Genomic DNA, 20,967 nt, shown 5'->3' on the forward strand with positions numbered 1-20,967 from the left:
ACACCAGCCGTTCTTGCGTTTCCAGCCATGCCAAAACGCGCCCAGCAACGACTCCTTGCGATGTCGTGTGCTGACAACAAGAAAGCGCGTTACGAATCTGCCGTTCAAACAGGAACCTGTGTCATCTGTACTTCCGCATCGTTTTGCCTTTTTCCGCAGGATGATTGACAATGGCCTTTAAGGAGCAAACCCTTGGCAGTTTTCGTACTTGAGATGGGAGGCAGGCAACATGCAAATGCGCAAGCTAGGCTCACAGGGTCTCACGGTTTCAGCCATCGGCCTTGGCTGTATGGGTATGTCGGACTTTTACAGCAACCGTAATGATGAAGAATCCATCCGCACGATAGAGCGCGCCATTGAACTTGGCATCAACTTTTTCGATACCGCCGACATGTACGGCGTCGGAGAAAACGAGCGACTCGTCGGAAAGGCACTTCGGCCCTATCGCGACGAGGTTGTGATCGCGACAAAATTCGGCAATGTACGCGCGGCGGACGGAACGTTCCTCGGCATCAACGGGCGCCCCGAATACGTGAAAGAGGCATGCGACAAAAGCTTACAACGTCTCGGTGTCGATCACATCGACCTGTACTATCAACATCGTGTCGATCCGTCGGTCCCTATCGAAGAAACGGTGGGTGCGATGGCCGAACTCGTGCAAGCCGGCAAAGTGCGCTATCTCGGTTTGTCAGAAGCGGGCGCGGAAACAATCCGACGGGCGCATCAAGTACATCCGATTGCGGCTTTGCAAACGGAGTATTCGTTATGGAGCCGAGATGTGGAAGACGATATCCTTCCTGTAGTACGCGAATTAGGAATCGGATTTGTGGCCTATAGCCCGCTTGGCCGCGGCTTCTTGACAGGTGAAATCACGCGCTATGAAGATCTGCCCGAAGACGACTACCGCCGCAACTCGCCACGTTTCCAAGGAGATAACTTTGCAAAAAACTTGCAACTCGTGGCCAAAATCCGCCGTATGGCAGAAGAAAAAGGATGTACACCTGCCCAATTGGCTATCGCTTGGCTGTTGGCACGAGGAGAGGACATCGTCCCCATTCCTGGGACGAAGCGACGTACGTATCTGGAGGACAACTTCGGAGCCTTACGCGTGCAAGTTACCGCCGACGATCTCGCAACCATCGACGAAATCGCACCGAAAGGGGTAGCCGCAGGCACTCGCTATCCAGAAGCCAACATGAAAACGCTCGGGCTTTAAGCCCGAGCAGCCAAGACGGCAAGCACATCGGTCGGCGATAGCCCGGCATTGCGCCACAGCACCATCAAGTGATACAACAAATCGGCCGACTCCGCTGCCAACTCTCCCTGATCCCCGCCACGGCATTCATAAGCCACCGCAGCGAGTGCCGCCTCCGTCGCCTCTTCGCCTACCTTTTTACCGATTCGCAATGCACCATGCTCGAACAAGTAAGTCGTATAACTCCCTTGCGGCCTATTGCAATAGCGTTCGTCAATCGTCTGCCAAAGGGTATCAAGCACCCGCCAATCCATCTGCAGTGGTGCAGCGCGGTCCGCCTCAACCATCGCCGACTCCGCCATCTCCGAATTGACCCAACCCTTTGCAGTCACAATCGCGTCATCGCCTGATCTTGCGTCTTCGTGTTCCTGAACAACACCGCGAGGAATCGGCCCTTCGACGCCCCCATGTGTCAGTCGCCGGTAAAAACACGTCTCCTCGCCCGTGTGACAAGCTGGCCCATGTGGGCGGACGAGATACAAAACGGTATCGCCATCGCAGTCGAGGCGCAGTTCGACGACCTCTTGCACGTTGCCGGAGGTGGCACCTTTTCGCCAATATTCCTGGCGCGATCTGCTCCAAAACCACGCATATCCTGTCGCAAGCGTCCGTTTCAGCGCCTCGCGGTTCGCATAGGCAAGCATGAGCACGGCGCCCGTCTCTGCATCCTGCACGACGACCGGAACCAACCCAGTTGCCGTATCGTAGCGCACAGCAGCAAGGTCGATTTCACCTTTTACTCCACCCATCGCACAGGCACCCCTCTCTCACGGAGATACGATTTCACATCGCGAACACTCGTCTCAGCGAAGTGAAACACACTCGCCGCCAATGCCGCATCTGCCATCCCTTCGGTTAATACATCGAAGAAGTGTTCCTTTGCCCCCGCACCGCCGCTAGCGATGATCGGAATGTTGACTGCACGCGCTATCGCACTCGTCAGCTCGAGATCATATCCAGCTCGTGTACCGTCCTGGCGAAAGCTCGTCAATAATATTTCGCCCGCCCCCAGTTCGGCTGCGCGCTTTGCCCACGCGATCGCGTCGCTACCCGTGCCAACTTTGCCCCCTTGCAGCATGACTTCATAGGTGCCCATTTGCGCATGAAGGTTAGCATCGATGGCGACGACAACGCACTGTTCTCCGAAGCGGTGCGCCGATTCTTCGATGAGGCGCGGATTGCGAAACGCACCTGTGTTCATCGACACCTTGTCTGCGCCAGACAAGAGCAACGAACGCACATCTTCCACGGTCGATACACCGCCTCCGACCGTCAGTGGAATATTGACCTTCGCGGCAACTTCCTCTACGACCTTGCGTGTCGCCAACCGGCCTTCGCTCGACGCGGAAATGTCGAGTAACACCAGTTCGTCGGCTCCGGCGTCGCAATAAATCTGAGCCAGTGCGACCGGATCACCCGCATCTCGGCGGTTGTTGAGGAAACCAACGTGTTTGACCACGCGCCCATCGAGCACGTCAAAGCAGGGGATGATGCGTTTGGTCAACATCAAACGCCATCTCCTTTCACCGCAAGCTCCTGCATCACACTGCGCAGGTCGAACTTGCCGTCGTATAACGCCTTGCCGACGACGGCACCGGCGAGCCCTGCCGCCTTGGCCGCCAAGATGTCGTCGCGTCCGCTGATGCCGCCGCTTGCAATACTCCAAAGCCCCGCCTCTTGCACCGACCGCGCCAGTTGAAGATTCGCACCTTGCCCGGTTCCGTCGCGATCGACATCGGTGACTAAGGCGTGTAAAACACCGACTTTGGCGAGTTCATGCGCGAGATCGACGATGGGAGTATTGGTTTGTTCAAGCCAACCTGTAACAGCCAATTTGCCTCCACGGCCATCAAGGCCGGCGACGATGCGGCGACCGCCAAATTCGGAGGCGAACTGGGCCATTTGTTCGATGTCCCGCGAAACGGTGCCAAGCACGACACGTTCGACCCCAAGATCTAGCCAACGAGCGATGGCGTCGCGGTTGCGAATGCCACCACCGACCTGGACGGATGCTCCGTAAGACCTGGCCGTTCGCACGATGTCTTCGATGGTCGCCGCGTTGATACTTGCACCGTCTTTCGCGCCATCGAGATCGACAACATGCAGAAAGCGCGCACCTGCTTCACACCACTGCTGCGCCACGGCAGCGGGATGTTGGTTGTACTCGGTGCGCTGTTCATAGTCGCCCTGGTACAGCCGCACACAGCGACCACCGAGCACGTCAATGGCCGGAAACAGTATAAAGTCCTGGCTCACCATGGCGACGACACCTCCGACCTTTCGAGTTCGGTCAACCGCACAAAATTGCGGAGGATGGTTTCGCCCACCTTGCCGCTCTTCTCTGGATGAAATTGAGTTCCGTAGACGAGACCGCGCCCAACGACGGCCGGCACCTCTATGCCGCCGTAGGAGGCCGCCGCTATGACGTCGCTTGCCTCATCAGCCTGCACGTAATACGAGTGGACGAAATAGACAAAATCCCCGATGGCAACGTCTTGTAGCAGCGGATGATGGCTCCGTACACTGGTCAAATCGTTCCATCCCATATGCGGCACTTTCGCCGTTGCTGGGAACCGCACAACCCGCCCAGGCAAAAGCGCCAAGCCGGGATGCTCGCCGTGTTCAAACGACACTTTGAACAAGAGCTGCATGCCAACACAAATACCAAGGAGCGGGATGCGCGACGTGACAACCTGTTCCACTACGGAAACCAGCCCGGAAAGGCGCAACTGTGTCATAGCGTCGCCAAACGCACCGACCCCCGGCAAAATGACGCCCTGCACGGGCCCGTCTGCATCGTTGCGGAGATTGTCCCAGGCCTCTTTATCTGAAATGACGACGGCTTCGCGTCCCACTCTCCGAAGCCCGCCAAGGACACTGTGCAAATTGCCGATCCCCGGATCAAGGACGACGATCATTCAAGCACCCCCTTGGTGCTATTGACGCCTCCGCCTGTCAGCGTGACAGCTTCGCGCAGCGCTGCGCCGAACGCCTTAAACAGGGCTTCCACCATGTGATGATTGTTTTCGCCATAAAGGACGGCCAGGTGCAAAGCCATACGCCCCTCGTTGGCGACGGACTTAAAAAACTCAGCCACCAACTCGGTAGGAAATGTTCCAATGCGCGTATCGCTAAACGACGCCTGAAGTACGAAGGCCGGCCTTCCCGACAGGTCGATCACGGCGCGCGCCAATGTCTCGTCCATTGGCGTGTGCCGCTCGCCGTAACGGCGAATGCCTCGCTTGTCGCCAAGCGCGATCGCGATGGCACGGCCGAGACAAAGGCCGATGTCCTCGACGAGATGATGATCGTCGACGTCGACGTCGCCATCGGCTGTGATATCGAGATCGAACGAGCCGTGCGCGGCAAAAAGGTGTAACATATGGCGCAAAAAGGGTACGGGAAAAGCGAGCGATACGCGGCCTGTACCGTGTAAATGAAGCGTGAGATCGATCTTTGTCTCGCCCGTCGCACGCTCGACATGTGCGCTATAGGTGCGTTGAGCATCAGCGGTCATTGTGGTCAGCCTCCTGTCGGACGAGGATGGAACGCGCGTGAGCCGTCAAGCCTTCCGCCTCAGCCAACGCGACGATATGGCGGGCATGTTTGGCAAGCGTCTTTCGACTATAGGCAACCACGCTCATGCGCCGCAAAAAGTCGTGGGTGCCGAGCCCGCTGGCGTAACGCGCACTACCGTGGGTTGGCAAAACGTGATTGCTACCCGCAAAATAGTCACCCACAGGCTCTGGCGTCGCTTCGCCAAGGAAGACAGCCCCCGCAAAGTGAATCGACGACAGCAGTTCTTCGGAGTGGTCCACCAACAATTCCACATGCTCCGGCGCCAATTGGTTACAAAGATTGGCCGCTTCGGTTAGCGATTCGACATGTACCAACGCACCCCACCTCGCCAAGGCCTGCTCTGCGATCTCGGCGCGCGGTAGATCCACAAGCTGGCGCTCGAGTTCGTCGGCCACTTGCTCCAACAGCGCGATCGATGGGCTTACGCATAAGGCGCCGGCCTCGGGGTCGTGCTCCGCCTGCGCCAGCATGTCGGCCGCAATGTAGCGAGGATTTGCCGCCTCGTCGGCGATAATCAGCACTTCACTGGGACCTGCAATGGAGTCGATACCGACGTCTCCCATCACGAGTCGCTTTGCGAGTGCCACGTAAAGGTTGCCAGGGCCGACAATTTTGTCGACGCGTGCAATCGTCTTGGTTCCGTAAGCCAAAGCCGCGACCGCTTGCGCCCCGCCCACCGCATATACTTCATCGACACCTAGCAGATGAGCCGCCGCTAACACTTGCGGGTGCGGCAGCCCCGTCGGCCCCGGCGGCGACACAAGCGCAATCTCCGCGACACCTGCGACCTGTGCCGGAATCACGTCCATCAGCACGGTCGATGGGTACGCCCCGCGCCCCCCAGGTGCGTACACGCCGACACGTCGAAGCGGTCGCCAAACAAGACCGAGTTGCTCGCCATCGTCTCCGTATAGTGTGAAATCTTCCGGCCACTGCGCCTCGTGATAACGCCGAATCCGATCCGCCGCCAAGGAGAGCGCCTCCCGCAATTCGGGCGCCAATGCCTCAAACGAGGCCTGTAGCGCCGCTTGCGGTACGCGAAGCGCCACCCCCGTTTGCTTGTCCAACTTGGCTGTCCAGTCGGCCACCGCCGCATCGCCGCGCTCGCGCACATCGGCGACGATAGCAGCCACCTGCCGGAGTGCCTCTTCGTTTTCCGTCGCCCGTCGCTCCCACGAAAAGTCGCTGCGTTCAACCACGTTTAAGCGCATGTGCCTGTCCTCCTCGCTGATCGATTGCCGCTTGCAAGCAATTTGCCATCGCCACAATATCATCGTGCTTCATGCGGTAGCTGGAGCGATTGGCGACCAGTCGCGCCGAAATGTCGGCAACTTCGTCAAACACCACCAGGCCGTTGGCCGCGAGCGTCGCACCCGTTTGTACGAGATCGAAAATGCGATCCGTCAAGCCGATCACGCTCGCTAATTCAATGGAACCGGAAAGCGGTACAATCTCGACCGAATGCCCAAGTGCCCGGAAATAGCGATCCGCAAGCTTCGGATACTTCGTCGCCACTCGGCGCGGTTGAGTTGCGCGATCGCCCTCGAGCCCGGCGACACACAGCCTACAGCGCGCGACACCGAGATCAAGCAACTCGTACATCTCCCTATCCTGCTCAAGCAACACGTCCTTGCCAACAATCCCGACATCGGCGACGCCGTAAGCAACATAGGTTGGCACATCGGCAGGCTTCGCGAGTAGATAACGCAGAGGAGGATGGCCATCCCAGGGCACTTCGAAGACGAGTGCTCGGCTTTCGTCCATATCTTCTGGCAACGGGATGCCCGCTGCACGCCATAATGGCAACGCATCTTCTGCCGTTCTTCCCTTGGCAAGTGCCACTGTCAGCATCAGGCATCCCTCCCACTCTTGGCTGTAGCCTCAAGCACGGCAAGCACGCGTTCGACCTCAAACGTGAAGCCAATGGCCGCCGCAGGTGCGCCAAACTGGGCAAGCAGTTCGTCATAGCGACCACCAAGCGCAATAGGTGCACCAACGCCATGTGCAAATGCCTCAAAGACAATGCCTGTGTAGTAATCCATATCGCGATGGAGTGTGAGGTCAAATGTCGTGCAGTGTGGCGCTAAGCCAGCCGCGGCGAGTGCGTCTGCCAATTCACACAAATATCCCCACGCATGTACCACTTCAGCCGCCGCTTCACGATCAGGTGCCGCATGGAGCAAATCGTTTAATTCCCTCGCCGACTGCTCGCGATTGATGGCGCCTCTTTGCAGCCCCTTGCGTTCCGGCGACCAGCGCAGCAGCCTTGTCAAAATATCGCCGCACTCTGTAGCAGCGCGATCGACCGTCTGTCGAAATAGAACGTAGTCGCCCGTTGTCAGGCACTGCAAAAGCTGAAGGCTCACGTCGCGCGGAAAACCAAGCGCCTGCAACAGTTTCGGCACAAAACGAGCATGACTGACGACAATTTTATGCTCGGCGATGCCCGCGCGCGTTGCGGCATCGTGCAACCACGTGAGCAATGCCGCGTCTGTGGCCACGCTGGCCGGTTCGCCAATCCATTCGACGCCGACTTGTGTCGACTCGGCCGCTTTGCCACTGGCCCACGAAAGTGAAGCGGGATCGCTCGTTCGACGGTACACGCGTTCACAGTAGCACCAGCGAATAGGCACGCGCCCACTCGCGACACGCGGTGCCGCCATACGCGCGATGGAAGGCGTCATTTCGGGGCGCAAAGCGATAGCATTTCCGCCGCCGTCAAACAATTGAATCCAGTCTCGCGCCGCCTCACTCGATCTCGCGCGCAACAGCGTGTCGACATATTCAAATAGCCCACTGGTCACCGGCTGGCAACCTGCTTCCTCAAAAAACGAAAGGAGCCGGGATTCGACATCCCGCCGCTGTTTTGCAAAGTCAGGGTAACCATCCTGCATGCCTGGTGGCCTTTCGGCAAAACCCAGGTCCGCCGCGAAGGCTACAGATCCTGCTCCTCCGATGAACAAATCGTTTGCCACGCTAACTCACCACGCCATCTCTATCTGTCCTGGGTCACTGCCACTTATGTGGGTGCCCATATGCGATGTGCAGTCACTTTACTTCGCTAATGTACTAAAGCAAGCATATATGAAGATCCGTGTATTTGCAACCCGTGAGGTTGGGCAAGCATCCGCTGCGGTCGCGACACAGGCCGCATAAAGTATTGCACCGGACAGTACAAGGAGGGATTGGATCAGTGGTCAAATACATCGTGCAACGCGGAGACACGCTTGGCAACATCGCGGTGAAATACGATACAACGGTCTCTGAGATCATCCGGGCCAACGGCATCAAAAACCCAAACATGATTTATCCGGGCCAGGTGCTGCGTATTCCGTCGAAACATTACGAGGATGCCAAAGAGCACAAACACATGATGCATCATCACATGGATAAGTCAAAGTACTGGTAATCGTACTCGTCAGCATGATGTAACAGAACGGTTGATACAGGGATTTGCATGATGACGAGAGTTGAGGCGGCCGCTTTCATATGAAAACGGCCGCCTCCGGAACATCTCCATACAAAGGAGCGGAGGCGGCTTTTACATATGAAATGACAAAATGGAGTTTGAAAGGCAGAAGATTCCTCGTTTTCGCCACGCAATGACCCTTAAAGCTACAACCCCATGGCACGAGATTCCGTCAATAAATCGAGCCTGTTTCAGCGTAGCGCTTTGCCATGATGTCAATTTCCTTCTTCAGTTCCGACACGAGTTCCGCTTCGGGAATTTTGCGTACCACTTCTCCCTTACGGAACAGCAGTCCTTCCCCACGGGCACCTGCAATGCCAATATCCGCCTCGCGCGCCTCGCCCGGTCCATTGACAGCACAACCAAGCACCGAAACCTTAATAGGTGCACGAATGTTTTGTACGTAATCCTCAATTTCATTTGCAATGCTGATGAGATCAATATCGATCCGCCCACAAGTCGGACACGATACGATAGTCACGGCGTCCGAAACGATATGGAACGTTTTCAGCAACTCGCGCGCTACCTTAATCTCTTCAACCGGATCTGCCGAAAGTGAAACGCGCATCGTATTGCCAATGCCCATGCTGAGCAAGGTTCCAAGGCCAGCTGCACTCTTAATCGTACCGCCAAACAGCGTACCTGATTCCGTGATGCCAAGGTGCAAGGGGTAATGGAAACGCTCAGCGGCAAGCCGATAAGCCTCGATTGCCATAGGCACATCCGAAGCTTTCATGGAGATGATAATATCGTCAAAATCCAGATCCTCAAGGATTTTCACATGGTGCTCCGCGCTTTCCAGCATACCCTGCGGGGTCGGATAGCCATACTTTTCGAGGATGTGCTTTTCGAGCGATCCCGCGTTGACACCGATGCGAATCGGAATGCCCCGCTCCTTACACGCCTTGACGACTTCCTCCACCTTTTCTCGCTTGCCGATGTTGCCCGGATTGATTCGCACTTTGTCAATTCCGTTGCGAATGGCCTCAAGTGCAAGGCGATGATCAAAATGGATATCGGCGACGAGCGGGATGTGAATCTGGCGTTTTATCTCCTTAATGGCAGCCGCAGCATCGCGCGTGTTGACAGTGACTCTGACAACCTGACAGCCGGCGTCCTCCAACCGATGAATTTCCTCAACCGTCGCTTTGACGTCGGCAGTTTTCGTCGTCGTCATGCTTTGAATGATGACTTGATGATTCCCGCCGATGACTACGTCGCCGACGCGCACCGGTTTCGTCTCTTCGCGACGATACATGTCTCTCGTCTCCCTGTCGTTATCTAAACTCCCACTAGCGATCTTAACGAAATTCCGTACATCGTTCAACCGCCACCCGCCCGATCCGCAGGGACAGACATACCATCCCGTTGCCACGTCGTGTTAGAGCAGGACGACCAACCTGACCGCATCGCCCTGGCTCAGTCGATCAAAGCCTTCGTTGATTTCATGGAGACGGATGCGATCTGTCAGAAGTTGATCCACCGGTAATTTACCCTGTTTATAGAGTTCCAGGAACCGTGGAATGTCGCGAGCTGGTATGCAACTGCCCACATACGCTCCCTTGACGGTGCGCTCTTCCGCAGTAAGTGTGACTTGTGGGACAGAAAAGAGGTGACTTGGATCGGGAAGTCCCGTGGTCACCGTCGTACCACCGCGGCGGGTCACCGCGTACGCCGTCTGCATGGCTGGAACCGCCCCGGCTGTTTCGAATGCAAATTCGACTCCACCATCCGTTGCGGCTTTGACAAGGGATATGACATCCGGATCGCGCGCGTCAAATACATCGGTGGCCCCAAGCTTCGTGGCAAATTCCAGTTTGCTTGGATTTACATCAATCGCCACAATCCGCCGCGCACCCGCGACAACGGCACCCAGTAACGCGCTAAGGCCAACGCCGCCAAGTCCGACGACAGCTACGCTGGAGCCCACCGGAACGCGCGCCGTATTGACAACTGCGCCAACGCCCGTCATGACCGCACAGCCGAAAATGGCAACTTGTTCGAATGGAACATCGGGATCGACCTTGACGAGCGAGTTGCGCGCAATCACGGCATATTCGCTGAACCCCGAAACACCAAGATGATGGTTGACATCCTGACCACCAAGATGTAGACGCCGCGCCCCAGACAGTAACGTCCCCGCTGCATTTGCAGCCGCTCCTGACTCACATAAGGCTGGGCGCCCCTCCTGGCAAGGAAGGCAGTGGCCACAACTAGGGACGAAAGCACATACGACGTGATCGCCAGGAACGAGGTCCTCCACCCTCGGCCCCACCTCGATGACCTCACCAGCGGCCTCGTGCCCTAAAGCCATAGGCAACGGGCGCGGGCGAGAACCGTTTATCACCGACAGGTCAGAATGGCACAGTCCCGCCGCGCGGACGCGCACCAGTACCTCGCCGGCGCCTGGTGGATCGAGATCGAGTGTTTCGATGTGAAGAGGCTGACTGGTCTTATAAGGCGTTTGCAATCCCATTTCGTAAAGTACGGCTGCATGCGTTTTCACGACACTTAACCTCCTTGTGCCCAGGGCATGTGCCTTTCGCTTGCCTCCGAGTCAGCCATAAGCCGACTGGTCGTCCACCGTTCCCAAGCCTGGAGACGCGTCGTGCCTGACACTCGCACCCTGGGGCAACTTCTATTGGCATTTTACAGCACCGCGATGAGCCCTGCTTCGCAAAAAAGGCTGCCCCCTGCGGAGCAGCCTTTTGCTGTAGCTTGTCTACTTTAGAAAATGGACACCGAAAGTACACATACAACACACAAAGCCGTCAAATAGATGAGTGAGAAGCGAAATACCTGATTTGCCCACTCGAGATCGCGCTCAGGTTGGATATAGAGACCTTTAACACCGAGGTACAAGAACCAAATTCCGAGAACGGCCATGACGACGAAGTAGATCCAACCTTCAGCACCTAATGGCGTCATCATTAGGGATACGGGAACCATAGCCGCAGTGTACAGTACAATCTGCCGCTTCGTCTCGCGAAAACCGCGGACAACGGGCAACATCGGGATGCCTGCAGCGCGATAGTCCTCGGTCTTCTTCATAGCCAACGGCAAAAAGTGCGGTGGTTGCCAGAGGAAAAAGGTGAAGAACAAACACCAACCGGCGAGCGAAATGGATCCGCCACTGCCTGCAGCCCAACCAATGAGCGGAGGCATGGCGCCCGACACCCCGCCCAATACCGTGTTCAGTGTGGTATGCCGCTTGAACCAGACAGTGTAAAGATACGAATACACAAAGAGTCCTACAAAGGCACATGCAGCCGACTGCCAATTGACGAATAAGAGCAGGACAGCAAGACCGACGACACTCATCGACAAACCGATGGCCAAAGCGGCAGCCGGAGAGACTTTACCTTGTGCCACAGCGCGATGTTTGGTGCGCGCCATGTGCTGGTCGATATCGCGATCGTAAAAATTGTTTAGCGCAGCGCCGCCAGCGACGACAAGCGCGGTGCCGACGAGCGTTAACAAGAGCGGTGCGAGCCCTGGATGGCCACCGGAGGCGACCCACATGCCAGCAAACGTCGCCATCAGATTGGCGATGGTGATGCCCCACTTCATAATCGAAATGTAATCGCGCAACGTCGCTTTTGCATTTTCTAGCCCATTTGACGGCTCCTCGTATACGACCCCGTTTGCTTGCATCCACTTCACTTCCTTGTCGAAGCGGATCGAATGTCCGCCTAGTTCACACAACGATTATGTTTACAGAGGTCGGGCAGAAATACAACGGCGAAGGGCGAATTGTCATGCAACCGACATACTTCTAGCACAGACACACACTGACAGCAGTATAGCCGGATGGGCGATGGTTTAGTATAATTGCCGTGAATGTCACTCGAAGGAGAGGACAGTATGCCGCTTTGGCTTTCAGGCGTCACTGCGTTTCTCATCGCCTTTGCATTGGCGCCACACATGCGAAAAATCGCCATTCGGTTGAAATTTGTCGATTTGCCCAACGAGCGTAAAATCCACCGCGATCCCTTGCCACTCCTTGGCGGTGCCGCCCTTTTTGCCGGCGTTCTCGCCGCATTCTTTTTAGGGTTCGCTTGGAAGAACTGGTTGCAAACGCCTTACGTCGGTGTGCTCATGGGCGCAGCGATGTTGTTTGGAATAGGCTTGTTGGACGACTATTTCAAAACACGAGGCAAAGATTTCTCAGTCTCCATCCGCTTTGTCATTCAAATTTTAGCTGCCCTGTTGGTTCCGTTGTTTGGCGGCGGCATCCAAGGCTTTACATCGCCGTTTGGAGGGCATCATTTTGTCGCTATCCCCACGGTGTTGTCTGTACTTTTGACGGTGCTGTGGATTGTTGGTGTGACCAATGTGTTTAACTTCCTCGATGGCGTCGATGGCCTTGCCGCGGGCATCGCGGCCATCTCGGCGACGACTTTGTTTTTCATCGCCCTCATAAAGGGCGATCACGCATCGGCTTGGTTTGCCATCGCGGTGACCGGCGCGGCGGTGGGCTTTTTACGCCATAACTTCTACCCGGCGCGCATCATCATGGGTGATGCCGGATCCACCGTGCTCGGATACTTGCTCGCGGCCATTGCATCGGTTGGCGCGTTCAAATCGGCGACGGTCATTTCTATCGGCGTACCGATTCTTGCACTCGGCGTTCCTATCTTCGATGCCCTGCGCGTCGTATTCGTTCGGGCACGAGCCGGTAAACCTGTCTATAAGCCAGATCAAAATCACGTGCACCACTGGCTTCTGCGATCAGGACTATCACAAGTACAAACGGTCACCGTCGTCTACCTCATCAGCGCATGCTTCTCACTGGCGTCGATGATTGTGTTACTTCTCAACCGATGAGATGAACTCAGTAGAATGTCGTTGAAGGTGTTTGATGAAGATGTTACACGCTTCGAACAACCTTCACGTGAGGCCTTTTTCCCGACGCTTGGCTGGACAGGCACTGACCTGCCAGTCCTTTTCGGGAAAAAGGTCTTTTTCGTACATAATGGATACTTGATGTGGGAATGGAGTCGATGGACAGATGGAATTTGAACTCATCGCAACCTGTGCATTCGGTCTTGAGGCATTGACAGCGCGCGAACTCCAGGACTTGGGCTACGAGACACACAGTGAAAACGGGCTTGTCCGCTTTCGTGGTGACGCATTAGCTGTGGCACGGGCAAATCTGTGGTTGCGTACGGCCGAACGCGTTTTTATTGAACTTACTTCGTTTCGTGCTGAGACCTTTGAAGACCTGTATCAAGGCACTTTGGCCATCGATTGGTCAGAGTTGCTTCCGGTTGACGCGAACATCCCAGTCGTCGGACGCTCCGTCAAAAGCACGTTACACAGCGTACCTGCGTGTCAAAGTATCGTCAAACGAGCCATTGTCGACAACCTGCAATCAGCATACGGGCGAGCTACCTTGCCTGAAACGGGCGCTCCCGTGCGCGTCGAGGTTTCGTTGCTAAAGGACATTGCCTCCATTCGTCTGGATACTAGCGGTAGCGGTCTGCACCGACGCGGCTATCGATTGCTAAATGCCGTCGCCCCACTTCGCGAGACGCTTGCCGCTGCGATGGTCCTCCTCAGTCGGTGGGATGCACACCGCCCGTTTCGCGATCCGCTGTGCGGATCGGGCACTATTGCTATTGAAGCGGCGTTGTACGGCCAGCGCATTGCACCGGGCCTGTTACGCTCATTTGACGCCGAAGATTGGGCGTTCATCGGTGAAGACGTCTTCGCGCAAGCCCGCGCCGAGGCAGAGGCGGCACGCCGCCACGTCGAGCTCGATATCGTCGCATCGGACAACGATCCCGAGGTACTTGAACTCTGTAGACGCCATACGCGTTATGCAGAGGTTGAGGACATGGTCCGCATCGAGCAAGCCGATGCCCGCCGCTTCAAGGCCGACAGGGATTATGGCGTGATCGTCAGCAACCCTCCTTATGGAGAACGTTTAATGGAGGTTGAGGAAGCCGAATCGCTGTATCGCGACCTTGGCAAAACATTTCGCAAGTTAGATACTTGGTCCGTCTTCTTGCTAACGTCACATCCGCAATTTGAGCGATTATACGGCAAACAAGCGGACAAACGGCGCAAATTGTACAATGGGCGAATCGAGACACACCTGTACCAGTACTTTGGTCCATTGCCTCCGCGCAATCTGTCGAATGGTGACAACAAGCATTGACAAAGGGTTATGTCGGGGTTCCTCTGCCTTGCGTGGCATTCCAATTGGTAGTAGAGTGACAGAGGGTTCGTCTCATGCGAACGCTTGCAGTTGGGTCGACCTTTCCGGAATGATTTCGATATCCCTATCGGCAATCTGGATGACGGTTCGACAGATCCACGCTGGTGCCGCACAATAGAGACAGAAGCAAGGTTGAAAAGGAGTGAGTCAGATGGGAGCCAAGAATCTTTTTGATTCGAAGCAAACCCTGCAGGTCGGCGGAAAGTCGTACACCTATTACCGCCTGGGCGCACTTGCGGATCATGGCGTTGCGGATATTTCCCGCCTTCCTATCTCTATCAAAATTTTACTAGAAGCGGTACTGCGCCAATACGACGGACGCGTGATTACCGAGGATCATGTCCGCCAATTGGCTAATTGGAACGCGCAAAACCCTGAGAAAACGGACGTTCCGTTTAAACCGGCTCGCATTTTGCTGCAGGACTTCACAGGCGTCCCTGTCGTTGTCGATCTCGCCGCATTGCGTTCGGCCATGCATCGTCTTGGCGGCAATCCGGATCGTATCAATCCGCTGATCCCGGTTGATCTCGTAATCGATCACTCCGTGCAAGTCGATGCATTCGGCTCGCGCGAGGCTCTTGAGTTCAACATCAGCCGTGAGTTTGAGCGCAACGAAGAGCGCTACAAGTTCCTCCGCTGGGCGCAAAAAGCGTTTGACAACTTCCGCGCCGTCCCGCCAGGCATGGGCATTGTGCACCAGGTCAACCTCGAGTATCTCGCGCGCGTCGTGCAGGAGCGTACAGTCGACGGCGAGCAAGTCGTCTTCCCTGACAGCTTGGTCGGCACCGACTCGCACACGACCATGATCAACGGCATTGGCGTACTTGGCTGGGGCGTCGGCGGCATCGAGGCGGAAGCCTGCATGCTCGGTCAGCCGTTATACCTACTGCAGCCGGAAGTCATCGGTTTCAAGCTCACTGGCAAGCTGCCGGAAGGCGCAACGGCGACCGATCTCGCGCTCACAGTTGTCAACATGCTGCGTAAAAAGGGCGTCGTTGGCAAATTCGTCGAGTTCTACGGGGCTGGCTTGTCAAATATCAGCCTAGCGGATCGTGCAACCATTGCCAACATGGGTCCAGAATACGGCGCGACGATGGGCTTCTTCCCAATCGACCAAGAAACGCTCGAGTATATGCGCAGCACCGGCCGCGACGAGTCCCTCATCGCGCTCGTTGAGACATATGCGAAAGCACAAGGAATGTTCCGCACTGACGACATGGCGGATCCGGTTTTCACCGATACCCTGGAACTCGACTTGGCCGATGTGCAGCCTTCTTTGGCTGGTCCAAAGCGCCCGCAAGACAAAATCCTGTTGTCCGACATGAAGAAAAAGTTCGAGGAAGGGCTCACGAAGCCGGTGAGCGAAGGCGGCTTTGGCGTTGCCGACGCGATCGACAAGACGGCGACCGTGCAATACGAAGACGGCGCGACGGCAGAACTGCATCAAGGTGCACTCGTCATTGCGGCCATCACCAGTTGCACCAACACCTCGAACCCATCGGTCATGATTGGCGCTGGCTTGGTCGCGAAGAAGGCCGCAGAGAAAGGCTTGACGACACCTCGCTATGTCAAAACGTCGCTCGCCCCCGGCTCACGTGTCGTCACCGACTACCTCGAGAAGGCTGGCTTGCTCCAACCGCTCGCTGAACTCGGATTCGACGTCGTCGGTTACGGCTGTACGACCTGTATCGGTAACAGTGGTCCGCTGCCGGATGAAGTGAGCAAGGCGATTCAAGAGAATGATTTGCTTGTCTCGGCCGTTCTTTCGGGCAACCGTAACTTCGAAGGCCGCATTCACTCTTTGGTACGTGCAAACTACTTGGCATCGCCACCGTTGGTTGTCGCGTACGCACTCGCTGGCACGGTCGATATCGACTTGACCAAAGAACCGCTTGGCAAGGACAAAGATGGCAACGACGTATACCTCAAGGACATTTGGCCGACTAACGAAGAAGTGCAAGAGACGATTCGCAAAGTCATTAGTCCAGAACTGTTCCGCAAGGAATACGAGAGTGTGTTCACGAACAACGAGCGCTGGAACGCTTTGGACACGCCGGATGGCGACCTTTATGTGTGGGATGAACAATCGACCTACATCCAAGAACCGCCGTTCTTCGTCGGCCTGACGCCGGATGTCCCGGATATCGAAGAGATCCGTGGTGCCCGCGTACTCGCATACCTTGGCGACTCCGTCACGACGGATCACATTTCGCCGGCTGGCAGCATTGCGCAAAGTAGCCCTGCTGGACAATACCTGAAGAGCCATGGCGTCGAGCCGTACGACTTCAACTCGTATGGATCCCGCCGCGGCAACCACGAAGTGATGATGCGTGGTACGTTTGCTAACATCCGCATCCGCAATCGCGTAGCACCGGGTACGGAAGGCGGCTATACGACTTACTTCCCGACGAACGAAGTCATGCCGATTTACGACGCCGCCATGCAGTATCAGCAGAACGGCCAACCACTCGTCGTGATCGCCGGAAAAGAGTATGGTACGGGTTCGTCCCGTGACTGGGCTGCAAAAGGCACGTATTTGCTCGGCGTGCGCGCCGTGATCGCGGAAAGTTTCGAGCGGATTCACCGTAGCAACTTGGTCGGTATGGGCGTGCTGCCGCTCGAGTTCCAAGCCGGCGAAAGTGCGGAAAGCCTCGGTCTAACGGGCCGTGAAACATTCAGCATTCTTGGCCTTACGAATGAGTTGGAGCCACGTTCGACGGTCGACGTCAAAGTGGAGCGAGAAGATGGTTCGTCATTCACCTTCAAGGCGAATGTCCGCCTCGATAGCGATATTGAGGTTGAATACTACCGCAATGGTGGTATTTTGCAGACGGTATTGCGCAACTTCGTACGCGAAGAGCAACAGGCGTAAGCTGAACAGAATGTGAAGGGGACCCCGCGGTGGGTCCCCTTTTGTCTTAAACAGGCTTCTCTACAACATTCATAGCATAGATTCTCGCTTCGTACGCACGCAATCGCGTATCCGTGACGTCCGTTTGATCTTCATAATTGGCGAGGATAAGATGTGCGTCACCATCTCGGAACCACTCTGGAAATTGGAAGTAGGTTTCCGATTCTGCGTGATTTAGCACAATGAGACATACATCATCCTGCCATTGCCGTGTATACATATACAAGCGTGTGTCGCCTTCCGACAAATCTGTATAATCCCCATATATAAGAGCTGGATATTGCCGTCGCAGCGAGATTAAAGCTTTATAGTACGCAAAAATGGAATCCGATTGTGCGCGATCCTTTTTCACGTTAATTTCACGGTAATTCGGATTGACGGGAATCCATGGTTCACCAACTGTGAAACCCGCGTTAGGGGAGTCATCCCACTGCATCGGTGTTCGCGAATTATCGCGTGCAAGAGGAGCAAGTTCAGCAAGAACCTCGTCCGGCTTCCTTCCTCTATCCACTTCCTCTTGATAGCGGATGCGCAGCGCAATATCCCGGTAACTTTCGATCGTCGAAAAATGTACGCCTGTCATGCCGATTTCCTCACCTTGATAGATGTATGGAATACCCGGTAAGGTGTGTATCATCGTGGCTAACAGTTTCGCCGACTCAATTCGATACTTGCCATCGTTACCGTAACGTGTAACTTGGCGCGTATGGTCGTGGTTATTTAAAAATTGGGAGTTCCACCCTCGTCCATAAAAAGCTTCGTGCCAGCGCTTTTGAATCGATTTAAAGCGCAACATGTCCCATGTCGGCATCTCGTCACAAACTTGAAAATGGAACAGCGTATGCAATTCACGTCGATCCTGACCGACGTACTTTAGCCCCTCCTCTGGCGTCACAAACGGTATTTCTCCCACAGTGAGAACGTCATAGTGTCGTAGAACGCGATCGTGCATTTCCCGTAGGTATTCGTGAATACCTGGATTATTGGCGAGATAACTAATATGAAAAGGATTCTCCGCATCAAAAAACCGAGCTGGTTTCGCCAAAAGATTGATTGCATCCATGCGAAAGCCGTCGATCCCCTTGTCCAACCAAAACTTCATCATCTCATAAACGGCATTGCGTACTTGCGGATTCGCCCAGTTCAGATCGGGTTGTTCAGTTGCAAACGAGTGAAAGTAATACTGTCCCGTCGCTTCGTCCCATTCCCAGACAGACGGAGTAAAATATGAACGCCAGTTGTTCGGTGGCGCACCATTTCGACCATCGCGCCAAATGTACCAGTCTCGCTTTGGATTGTCGCGCGACGATCGGGATTCCAGAAACCATGGATGAAGATTTGATGTATGATTGACCACCAAGTCCATGATTAGCTTCATGCCACGGGCATGAACTTCATCAAGCAGCCTTTCCCATTGTTCCATCGTGCCCGCCTTCGGCATGATACGATAGTAATCCGATATATCGTATCCATTGTCACAATCCGGTGACTCGTAAATGGGATTCAACCAAATGACATCGACACCGAGTTCTGACAGGTAATCAAGTTTTTCAATCACCCCACCCAAGTCCCCATACCCATCGCCGTTCGAGTCTTTAAAACTACGCCAATAAACCTGGTATACAACGACTTCCTTCCACCAATCGCGTTTCATATTTTCCTCCGAGCATACGATTTCTTGATAAGTTTTCTAAACAGTTATCCCTTTAATCCTGCGCTTGCTACACCTTGAACAAACTGGCGTTGAAAAATTACAAAAATGATCATCATGGGCACGGTGAGCAGCAACATCCCTGCCATGACACTGTTCCAGTACGCATTATACTGCCCATAAAACGAATTCAGCCCGACCGGGAGGGTATACATAGAGGTTGTTTGGCCAATCAGCAAAGGCCACAAAAATGAATTCCAGTTGCCCTGAAATGTAAGTATGGTCTGTGCCGCCAATAATGGCCTTGACAGGGGTAACATAATTCGGAAAAACATCCCCCAGTGACCAACCCCGTCGATGCGTGCGGCTTCCTCTAACTCCTTAGGTATGCCAAGAAAGAACTGCCGGGACAAAAACACCATGGTTGAACTAAGCAAAAATGGAATCGTTAAGCCTGCGTAGGAGTTGATCCACCCCAAGTTCACCAAGATGATATAGATAGGGACGAGTACAACTTGCCCGGGAATCATCATAATCCCTAGGAACAAATAAAACAAAAACCCACGAAATGGGAACCTCAGCCTTGCAAACGCGTACCCCGCAAAGGTGTTGACTATAAGATTGCCGACTGTCACAATGACTGAGACGATTAAACTGTTCAAGAACCATCTTGCAAAAGGAAAGTCATGTAGGATGGATGCATAACTTGCGACGGTAAGCGTCTTCCATGGAACAAGCAACTGAAACACCTCAGACGTCGGTTTAAGCGATGTGTACAATGACCAAAGGAACGGCAAAAGAGAAACAAGTGCATATGCGATGGCCACCACATATAGTCCGATACGTGTTCGTCTCCAGTTTGCGCCGCGCTGACGTGTCGCCAACATTACGAATCCTCCCGTCCCAAGAACAATTGTTGAATGAGTGTAAGTACCAAGATGATCGCAAACAATACGAATCCCATTGCCGACGCATAGCCCATTTGCATCGTCCGGAATCCTTTTTCAAACAAGTCAAGAACCACCGTCATTGTATCCTGTTGTGGTAGTGAACTATTGCCGGAGATCACGTATACTAGGTCAAATACCTGGAATGCCCCAATCATACCGAGTACCACGACTAGAAACGTCGTCCGCTTTAGCATGGGTACAGTCACACTGCGCAGTATCTGCCACCCTTTAGCACCATCGATGGCAGCCGCTTCGTACAACTCAGTCGGTATATCTTGCAATGCTGCGAGATAGATGATCATGAACTGCCCTGCTGTCGTCCAAATGGCTACCACCATAATGGCCGGAAGCGCGAACATCGGGCTATTGAAGTAATCCGGTCCTTGAATGTGTAACGTGAGAAACAACAAGCGATTGAGCAAACCATTGGGCTGAAACAAAAAACCAAAAATGACCGCAACCCCTACCGTCGACGTGATGGATGGCAAATAGTAAATGATGCGAAAGACGGTCTTGCCACGGATGCGGTTAACCACAACTGCGAGCAACATGGCTAAGGCCGTCTGCACGGGAACCACGACCAAAGCGTATAAAGTCGTGTTCCAAAGTGCTCTAAGAAACACAGGGTCCTGAAATAAGTGGATGTAATTTTGAACCCCGATGAAGTGAGCGTCCAGCGGATCAAGATACGAAAAATGCTTGAAACTGACAACAAAGGCGTAAACAATGGGACCAAGCAAAAATACAAACAGTTCTACTAGTGCTGGCAAGATAAACAAGTATCCCGCCAACGCTTGGTCTACCGTGCTCGTTCGCAAGCGAGAACGCCATGCGCGACTGGGCTGTACCGAAACCGCCAAATGTACTACCTCCTTTGCACGAGCTTATTTGCTAAAGAACTGAGGGTGCGCGAAATGATTGCGCACCCC

Annotated in this window: 19 protein-coding genes; 5 read left to right on the plus strand and 14 right to left on the minus strand. The window is 54.7% G+C overall.

Features of this window, described 5'->3' with window-relative positions:
* Nucleotides 1-229: 229 nt before the first annotated feature.
* Complete coding sequence (locus BLU70_RS03110) at nt 230-1,216, plus strand: aldo/keto reductase (RefSeq protein ID WP_040289840.1); 987 nt, start codon at nt 230-232, stop codon at nt 1,214-1,216.
* Here the strand turns inward: BLU70_RS03110 and hisIE are convergent.
* The 8 genes from hisIE to BLU70_RS03150 are packed head-to-tail and all read right to left on the minus strand — an operon-like array spanning nt 1,213 to nt 7,809.
* Nucleotides 1,213-2,004, minus strand: a complete 792-nt coding sequence (hisIE, locus tag BLU70_RS03115; protein WP_074691869.1) for a bifunctional phosphoribosyl-AMP cyclohydrolase/phosphoribosyl-ATP diphosphatase HisIE — start codon at nt 2,002-2,004, stop codon at nt 1,213-1,215. The genes BLU70_RS03110 and hisIE overlap by 4 nt on opposite strands.
* Entirely contained in the window at nt 1,992-2,762 is a 771-nt protein-coding gene (gene hisF, locus BLU70_RS03120; protein ID WP_074691872.1) for an imidazole glycerol phosphate synthase subunit HisF, read from the minus strand. Before hisF ends, hisIE begins: the two co-directional genes overlap by 13 nt.
* Nucleotides 2,762-3,514: a 1-(5-phosphoribosyl)-5-[(5-phosphoribosylamino)methylideneamino]imidazole-4-carboxamide isomerase gene (gene hisA, locus BLU70_RS03125; protein ID WP_006447442.1), complete on the minus strand. Its 753-nt coding sequence runs from the start codon at nt 3,512-3,514 to the stop codon at nt 2,762-2,764. Before hisA ends, hisF begins: the two co-directional genes overlap by 1 nt.
* Entirely contained in the window at nt 3,508-4,173 is a 666-nt protein-coding gene (gene hisH / locus BLU70_RS03130; protein ID WP_040289848.1) for an imidazole glycerol phosphate synthase subunit HisH, read from the minus strand. Before hisH ends, hisA begins: the two co-directional genes overlap by 7 nt.
* Nucleotides 4,170-4,772, minus strand: coding sequence for an imidazoleglycerol-phosphate dehydratase HisB (gene hisB, locus BLU70_RS03135; protein ID WP_040289851.1), 603 nt, complete (start codon nt 4,770-4,772; stop codon nt 4,170-4,172). The genes hisH and hisB overlap by 4 nt, the downstream gene beginning before the upstream one ends.
* Nucleotides 4,762-6,045: a histidinol dehydrogenase gene (gene hisD / locus BLU70_RS03140; RefSeq protein WP_040289852.1), complete on the minus strand. Its 1,284-nt coding sequence runs from the start codon at nt 6,043-6,045 to the stop codon at nt 4,762-4,764. The genes hisB and hisD overlap by 11 nt, the downstream gene beginning before the upstream one ends.
* A complete protein-coding gene (gene hisG / locus BLU70_RS03145) occupies nt 6,026-6,685 on the minus strand; it encodes an ATP phosphoribosyltransferase (RefSeq protein ID WP_006447447.1) in 660 nt (219 codons plus the stop codon). The genes hisD and hisG overlap by 20 nt, the downstream gene beginning before the upstream one ends.
* Nucleotides 6,685-7,809, minus strand: a complete 1,125-nt coding sequence (locus BLU70_RS03150) for an ATP phosphoribosyltransferase regulatory subunit (RefSeq protein ID WP_006447448.1) — start codon at nt 7,807-7,809, stop codon at nt 6,685-6,687. Before BLU70_RS03150 ends, hisG begins: the two co-directional genes overlap by 1 nt.
* Nucleotides 7,810-8,027: 218 nt before the next feature.
* Between BLU70_RS03150 and BLU70_RS03155 the strand changes: the two genes are divergently transcribed.
* Nucleotides 8,028-8,243 carry a LysM peptidoglycan-binding domain-containing protein gene (locus BLU70_RS03155; RefSeq protein WP_006447449.1) on the plus strand — a complete coding sequence of 72 codons (216 nt, stop codon included), beginning with the start codon at nt 8,028-8,030 and terminating at the stop codon, nt 8,241-8,243.
* A gap of 232 nt (nt 8,244-8,475) precedes the next feature.
* Here BLU70_RS03155 and ispG read toward each other — a convergent pair whose 3' ends face one another.
* The 3 genes from ispG to cyoE all read right to left on the minus strand — a co-directional run bounded on the left by ispG (nt 8,476) and on the right by cyoE (nt 11,957).
* Nucleotides 8,476-9,561 carry a flavodoxin-dependent (E)-4-hydroxy-3-methylbut-2-enyl-diphosphate synthase gene (gene ispG / locus BLU70_RS03160; RefSeq protein ID WP_006447450.1) on the minus strand — a complete coding sequence of 362 codons (1,086 nt, stop codon included), beginning with the start codon at nt 9,559-9,561 and terminating at the stop codon, nt 8,476-8,478.
* 123 nt (nt 9,562-9,684) lie between these two features.
* Complete coding sequence (locus BLU70_RS03165) at nt 9,685-10,809, minus strand: zinc-dependent alcohol dehydrogenase family protein (protein WP_006447451.1); 1,125 nt, start codon at nt 10,807-10,809, stop codon at nt 9,685-9,687.
* Between the two features lie 221 nt (nt 10,810-11,030).
* The gene (gene cyoE / locus BLU70_RS03170; protein ID WP_040289856.1) at nt 11,031-11,957 is read right to left on the minus strand and encodes a heme o synthase; all 927 of its coding nucleotides are present in this window, start codon (nt 11,955-11,957) and stop codon (nt 11,031-11,033) included.
* Between the two features lie 210 nt (nt 11,958-12,167).
* Between cyoE and BLU70_RS03175 the strand changes: the two genes are divergently transcribed.
* The 3 genes from BLU70_RS03175 (at nt 12,168) to acnA (ending at nt 17,398) form a co-directional block, all read left to right on the plus strand.
* A complete protein-coding gene (locus BLU70_RS03175; protein WP_006447453.1) occupies nt 12,168-13,130 on the plus strand; it encodes a glycosyltransferase family 4 protein in 963 nt (320 codons plus the stop codon).
* A 184-nt stretch (nt 13,131-13,314) separates the two neighbouring features.
* Nucleotides 13,315-14,466, plus strand: coding sequence for a THUMP domain-containing class I SAM-dependent RNA methyltransferase (locus BLU70_RS03185; protein WP_074691876.1), 1,152 nt, complete (start codon nt 13,315-13,317; stop codon nt 14,464-14,466).
* Nucleotides 14,467-14,677: 211 nt separating this feature from the next.
* Nucleotides 14,678-17,398 carry an aconitate hydratase AcnA gene (gene acnA, locus BLU70_RS03190; RefSeq protein ID WP_074691879.1) on the plus strand — a complete coding sequence of 907 codons (2,721 nt, stop codon included), beginning with the start codon at nt 14,678-14,680 and terminating at the stop codon, nt 17,396-17,398.
* 46 nt (nt 17,399-17,444) lie between these two features.
* Here acnA and BLU70_RS03195 read toward each other — a convergent pair whose 3' ends face one another.
* Genes BLU70_RS03195 through BLU70_RS03205 form a run of 3 tightly spaced genes read right to left on the minus strand, consistent with a single transcriptional unit; the run spans nt 17,445 to nt 20,898 of the window.
* Nucleotides 17,445-19,091 (minus strand): glycoside hydrolase family 13 protein, encoded by a 1,647-nt coding sequence (locus tag BLU70_RS03195; protein WP_074691882.1) that lies wholly within the window; start codon nt 19,089-19,091, stop codon nt 17,445-17,447.
* A 44-nt stretch (nt 19,092-19,135) separates the two neighbouring features.
* Nucleotides 19,136-19,975, minus strand: a complete 840-nt coding sequence (locus tag BLU70_RS03200; protein ID WP_006447458.1) for a carbohydrate ABC transporter permease — start codon at nt 19,973-19,975, stop codon at nt 19,136-19,138.
* Nucleotides 19,975-20,898, minus strand: a complete 924-nt coding sequence (locus tag BLU70_RS03205; protein ID WP_052012349.1) for a carbohydrate ABC transporter permease — start codon at nt 20,896-20,898, stop codon at nt 19,975-19,977. Before BLU70_RS03205 ends, BLU70_RS03200 begins: the two co-directional genes overlap by 1 nt.
* Between the last annotated feature and the right edge of the window lie 69 nt (nt 20,899-20,967).

The organism is Alicyclobacillus hesperidum, from assembly GCF_900107035.1.
In the GTDB taxonomy this organism is placed as follows: domain Bacteria; phylum Bacillota; class Bacilli; order Alicyclobacillales; family Alicyclobacillaceae; genus Alicyclobacillus; species Alicyclobacillus hesperidum.

Coding starts and splice junctions, on each gene's coding strand:
- BLU70_RS03185 (WP_074691876.1), top strand. CDS start 13,315: ATGGAATTTGAACTCATCGCAACCTGTGCATTCGGTCTTGAGGCATTG.
- hisH (WP_040289848.1), bottom strand. CDS start 4,173: ATGATCGTCGTCCTTGATCCGGGGATCGGCAATTTGCACAGTGTCCTT.
- BLU70_RS03195 (WP_074691882.1), bottom strand. CDS start 19,091: ATGAAACGCGATTGGTGGAAGGAAGTCGTTGTATACCAGGTTTATTGG.
- hisA (WP_006447442.1), bottom strand. CDS start 3,514: ATGGTGAGCCAGGACTTTATACTGTTTCCGGCCATTGACGTGCTCGGT.
- hisD (WP_040289852.1), bottom strand. CDS start 6,045: ATGCGCTTAAACGTGGTTGAACGCAGCGACTTTTCGTGGGAGCGACGG.
- hisF (WP_074691872.1), bottom strand. CDS start 2,762: ATGTTGACCAAACGCATCATCCCCTGCTTTGACGTGCTCGATGGGCGC.
- hisG (WP_006447447.1), bottom strand. CDS start 6,685: ATGCTGACAGTGGCACTTGCCAAGGGAAGAACGGCAGAAGATGCGTTG.
- acnA (WP_074691879.1), top strand. CDS start 14,678: ATGGGAGCCAAGAATCTTTTTGATTCGAAGCAAACCCTGCAGGTCGGC.
- hisIE (WP_074691869.1), bottom strand. CDS start 2,004: ATGGGTGGAGTAAAAGGTGAAATCGACCTTGCTGCTGTGCGCTACGAT.
- ispG (WP_006447450.1), bottom strand. CDS start 9,561: ATGTATCGTCGCGAAGAGACGAAACCGGTGCGCGTCGGCGACGTAGTC.
- BLU70_RS03175 (WP_006447453.1), top strand. CDS start 12,168: ATGCCGCTTTGGCTTTCAGGCGTCACTGCGTTTCTCATCGCCTTTGCA.
- hisB (WP_040289851.1), bottom strand. CDS start 4,772: ATGACCGCTGATGCTCAACGCACCTATAGCGCACATGTCGAGCGTGCG.
- BLU70_RS03110 (WP_040289840.1), top strand. CDS start 230: ATGCAAATGCGCAAGCTAGGCTCACAGGGTCTCACGGTTTCAGCCATC.
- cyoE (WP_040289856.1), bottom strand. CDS start 11,957: ATGCAAGCAAACGGGGTCGTATACGAGGAGCCGTCAAATGGGCTAGAA.
- BLU70_RS03200 (WP_006447458.1), bottom strand. CDS start 19,975: ATGTTGGCGACACGTCAGCGCGGCGCAAACTGGAGACGAACACGTATC.